12 protein-coding genes are annotated in these 4,085 nt (G+C 34.1%); all 12 read left to right on the top strand.

All coding sequences use genetic code 11. From position 1 onward, the window contains the following. A partial coding sequence (locus AC6UD0_RS07060; protein ID WP_500708632.1) for a conserved phage C-terminal domain-containing protein occupies positions 1 to 437 on the top strand: 437 nt, incomplete at its 5' end. Positions 438 to 442: 5 nt separating this feature from the next. Next, entirely contained in the window at positions 443 to 1,168 is a 726-nt protein-coding gene (locus tag AC6UD0_RS07055; protein ID WP_500708629.1) for a phage antirepressor KilAC domain-containing protein, read from the top strand. After that, positions 1,158 to 1,523 (top strand): DUF1064 domain-containing protein, encoded by a 366-nt coding sequence (locus AC6UD0_RS07050; protein WP_500708627.1) that lies wholly within the window; start codon positions 1,158 to 1,160, stop codon positions 1,521 to 1,523. The genes AC6UD0_RS07055 and AC6UD0_RS07050 overlap by 11 nt, the downstream gene beginning before the upstream one ends. A gap of 2 nt (positions 1,524 to 1,525) precedes the next feature. Continuing rightward, the gene (locus AC6UD0_RS07045; protein WP_500708625.1) at positions 1,526 to 1,717 is read left to right on the top strand and encodes a hypothetical protein; all 192 of its coding nucleotides are present in this window, start codon (positions 1,526 to 1,528) and stop codon (positions 1,715 to 1,717) included. A 1-nt stretch (position 1,718) separates the two neighbouring features. Next, a complete protein-coding gene (locus AC6UD0_RS07040) occupies positions 1,719 to 1,895 on the top strand; it encodes a hypothetical protein (RefSeq protein ID WP_500708624.1) in 177 nt (58 codons plus the stop codon). 20 nt (positions 1,896 to 1,915) lie between these two features. Next, positions 1,916 to 2,119: a hypothetical protein gene (locus AC6UD0_RS07035; protein ID WP_500708621.1), complete on the top strand. Its 204-nt coding sequence runs from the start codon at positions 1,916 to 1,918 to the stop codon at positions 2,117 to 2,119. Next, positions 2,112 to 2,603, top strand: coding sequence for a hypothetical protein (locus AC6UD0_RS07030; RefSeq protein WP_500708620.1), 492 nt, complete (start codon positions 2,112 to 2,114; stop codon positions 2,601 to 2,603). Before AC6UD0_RS07035 ends, AC6UD0_RS07030 begins: the two co-directional genes overlap by 8 nt. A 36-nt stretch (positions 2,604 to 2,639) precedes the next feature. Next, a complete protein-coding gene (locus AC6UD0_RS07025) occupies positions 2,640 to 3,002 on the top strand; it encodes a hypothetical protein (protein ID WP_500708619.1) in 363 nt (120 codons plus the stop codon). After that, positions 2,989 to 3,204, top strand: coding sequence for a hypothetical protein (locus AC6UD0_RS07020; RefSeq protein ID WP_500708617.1), 216 nt, complete (start codon positions 2,989 to 2,991; stop codon positions 3,202 to 3,204). The genes AC6UD0_RS07025 and AC6UD0_RS07020 overlap by 14 nt, the downstream gene beginning before the upstream one ends. Beyond that, positions 3,179 to 3,610: a MazG-like family protein gene (locus AC6UD0_RS07015; protein ID WP_500708615.1), complete on the top strand. Its 432-nt coding sequence runs from the start codon at positions 3,179 to 3,181 to the stop codon at positions 3,608 to 3,610. Before AC6UD0_RS07020 ends, AC6UD0_RS07015 begins: the two co-directional genes overlap by 26 nt. Continuing rightward, positions 3,603 to 3,818 (top strand): hypothetical protein, encoded by a 216-nt coding sequence (locus AC6UD0_RS07010; RefSeq protein ID WP_500708614.1) that lies wholly within the window; start codon positions 3,603 to 3,605, stop codon positions 3,816 to 3,818. The genes AC6UD0_RS07015 and AC6UD0_RS07010 overlap by 8 nt, the downstream gene beginning before the upstream one ends. Positions 3,819 to 3,849: 31 nt before the next feature. Next, positions 3,850 to 4,085, top strand: a 236-nt coding sequence (locus AC6UD0_RS07005) for a hypothetical protein (RefSeq protein WP_500708613.1), incomplete at its 3' end; no start/stop codon positions are given.

The following is a 4,085-nucleotide window of genomic DNA, read 5'->3' as shown; positions in this document are numbered from 1 at the left end:
CATCTATAAATACACTGTCGAGTTCTGACGAACACGACCGCGTAGCTCAAAAAACAATCGACTATCTCAACGAGAAAGCACACAAGCATTTTAGAAATAACGAAGCTGATCAAAGATTGATTAATGCTCGTGTTTCAGAAGGATACAGCTTACGTGATTTCAAGAAGGTAATTGATAACCAAACCCGAGAATGGTTAGACGATCCTAAGCGAGATAAGTATCTAAGACCACAAACGCTATTTAAAGCTGACAAGATTGACGGTTATTTAAATAACACTCGTAGCGCCGGGAAAGCAAAAGAACATTTGCCTGACTGGGCTAGAACAAAGAAACAAACAACTGATAAAAAATTAACGGCAGACGATAGTAAGCGTATTGCTGAGAAACTAGCATCCCTAAATAAATTAAAAGAATTAAACACAAGTAAAGGAGCCTAACAATTATGAACGATTTAGTAATTTTAAGAGATAGACATGCGGTTACTACTAGTTTAAGAGTAGCAGAAGAATTTCACAGAAGACCTGATAATGTTTTAAGAGACATTGAAGATCTAATAAAAAAAGATGTGTCAAAAATTGAGGAGATGTTTTATGAGGGTACATCTTCAGATTCATATGGAAGACCAAGAAGAATCTACTATATGAATCGTGATGGATTTACATTATTGACTATGGGATACACCGGGAAGAAAGCAATTCAATACAAAGTAGATTACATTACCGCATTCAACCAGATGGAAGACCAAATTAAACAATATGGCGGTTTTGATGTTCCTCAAAACATGGGGGATGCGTTACAACTTGCAGCTAATCAAGCTAAACAGATTGAAGCAATGCAGCCTAAAGCACTATTTGCTGACGCCGTAACTACTAGTAATACGTCAATCTTAGTTGGCGAGCTTGCTAAGTTATTAAAGCAAAATGGCATCAATATTGGCTCAACCAGATTGTTTGAATGGTTACGTAACAACGGTTATTTAATCAAACGAAAAGGGACCGATTGGAATGCGCCCACTCAAAAATCAATGAATTTAGGCTTGTTCAAAGTTAAAGAAACCACGGTTGATCATGGAGACCATACGACTATTACCAAAACTTCTAAAGTAACTGGCAAAGGGCAACAGTATTTCATCAATAAGTTTTTAAAGGGTGATGCTGTTGCTGAATAAATATCACGCTAAAAAGATTGAATACGACGGTATCAAGTTTGATAGCAAGGTCGAATACATCTACTACATCAGCCATATCAAAGGAAAAAAGAAGCACTTTAAAGTTCATGAGCGTATGGAAATCTTACCTAAGTTTAAGTTGAATGGTAAGCGACACGCTAAGCGTTGTTATAGCCCTGATTTTGTGATCTACGACGATAACGACAATGTAGTTAAGGTAATTGATGTAAAGGGCAGTAAGGTAACGGCTGATGCCAGTTTAAGGATTGCTATGTATGAGTATCTTTATCAGATACCAGTTACCATTGTTCGCTATAACTATCGCACTAAGCAATTTATGGAAAGAGAGATGTAACTATGCAGCAGATGACCGTCACATATGACTACGAAACCTTCGATAAAGCTCTTGAATCATTTAATGAAGAAATTAACGATTTGAAAATAGCAGAGTATTCAATTATCTATGCACGCATTATCTACGATGAAAATTACCGTCAAATGGATTCATATCCATTCAAATATCGTATTGATGCTCAAAAGGATAACTAGCATGGAACAATTAATTATCAATAAACGATTTGAAACATTTGATGAAGCTAGTGCTTTTTTAGAAAAGAAAACCTATGAGTTAAAGGGTCATGGATTTAGAATCATAAGGCATGAATTAGGTTCAGATCAGTGGGAAGGTACTTACGCTCAAATCGAAGCAATCATAGAACTTTACTGACATTAAAAAGAGGACTCATTATGAAAAAGAACGACATTCAACTGACTAATAGAAACTTTTTAAATAATGTCTTATATGCGTTTGATGACTGTATTGATACCGACTTTAGCAAGCAACTAGATGATATTGAACTTGGCAATGGAGATATTGATTGGTTAGTTGCTAATGTATTAGATCAGGTTAGTGCTTATGAAGATGAAAAGAGGAAATTACCTAATGGATGATTCAGAACAAAGACTGCATTTTAAAAATAAACATGAACAAAAGTATTTTGATCTAGCAGTCCAAGAATTAAAAGCAGACAAGAATTTTGGTGAGAACCGTATCGACCATACAGAAAATAAGGACTCTTATGATCTAATTGACTATTACTATCAAAAATTAAGAAGTGATATTGAATTAGTTAAATACATGTCAAGAGCTAGAAGAAATAGAAGATTAATTGCCAATATAGAAAGGCTCTCAGCATTCAGAATTGTTAGTAAAGATAAATTATTGGATGAATTGGAATGCATGCCGTTTCAGGATGCTTTTGAAAGTGTATCGTTTAGTGACTTTTTTGGATATTGGTATAAGAGTGTGAAAACCAATGACGTTCCTCGTTATGAAGCTCTTTCAATAGATGATGTTACTTATTATTGGAATTTGTTTACTACACAAATAGGCAGACTTAATCAGAGTGCTGTTGTTGATAATCGGGATGAATAACCAATGATTTGTTTATAAGTTAGTGAGGTATAGACGATGTGGCAGAGTAAAAAAGCGCAACACGAACAAGCCTTTCATGAGATTGGTATGAAAAATAAACAAAGAGAATTAGAAAAAGATAATTTCATGCTTCAAAAACGTATTACTCAATTAAGTAATGCACTGGGTATGGAAACATCTGAAAGTGATGACTTTCGTCAAAGTATTTGCCCATACTGCAGTAAAGATGCTGGAGTGTGTATGTACGGATATAAAACTATAAATAAAGTTAGGTTAATTTTTGAAGATAAAGTTAGTTATTTGGGAATTATGAATCAAGAAGATGGAAAATTTGAAGAAACTGAAATTCCTATTATTTTCTGTCCAATGTGTGGAAGGAAATTAAATGAATTCAAATAAGAAAGTTAAAAAAGTATATATGTGCGATCAAAATGATACAGAAGAATTAGCCGCTAATTTACTTGATGATATTTTTTGGGAAACAAAAGAACCAGAAGACACATACGTTGATACTGTGAAATGTATTAAGAAAATGATTGAAACATTTGAAGCAGGTAAATATCGAGGTGACTATTATGAAATCGAAGAAAAAAAGAATTAGAAAACAGATGAAAGATAGCAACCAAATCCATTACGAAAAAGAAGAAAGTATTCGGCATCGTGAGAAACAACTGTGTTGGAGAGAGCAAAAGTTGGAAGAACAGCAAAATGCAACAGATAAAATCAGAGAATGGGCAATTAAGCATGGACTAGATAAGAAAACTGATAAGCAGATTATCAAGCTCATGGAAGAGTCTGGCGAGTTAGCTGAAGCGCACAACAAGAAACATACAGATGACTTAAAAGATGCTCTGGGAGATATATACGTAGTAATTACAATTATCGCTCAACAGAATGGTTGGAAGATTGAGGATTTAATTACTGATTCTTACAACGTGATTAAAGATCGTACAGGTAAGACTGACCACGGTACTTTTATTAAAAAGGAGGATTTTAAAAATGGATAAAGAGGAAATCGAAGACTACGAGGAATCAAAAGAGGTTATTAAAGACATATTAGAAACATTAGATGAATTTTTTAAAACCGATTTTTCAAAGCAAGTTAATCTTAACGATTATCCAATGAAAATAGGATTTGATGGCACAATTGATGATTTATCTAAATTAGCACAGGTGATTAGTGATGAGTGTGCTAATTGGGGAGGATGCGATTAATTAACTGAAAGGAAATAAGGGGGGGATAACCATGGTAAGTATAACTAAGGTACAAAAAGATTGCCCATATTGTCATAAAGATAAAGTTTTTGAACGTGGTGACTTTGCCATGATGGTTGAGGATAACGTTTTAACTACTTTTAAAGTTTGCTATATGGGTCCTAAAAAGAAAAAGTATTTTAAACAAGTATCATTCAATGAAATCGAACATTGTCCGATGTGTGGCAGAGACGTGACTGCTAAAGATACTGGAGAGGAATATAGAAA

The organism is Fructilactobacillus sp. X7R9C1, from assembly GCF_059901005.1.
This window is presented reverse-complemented; position numbering and strand designations above follow the sequence as displayed.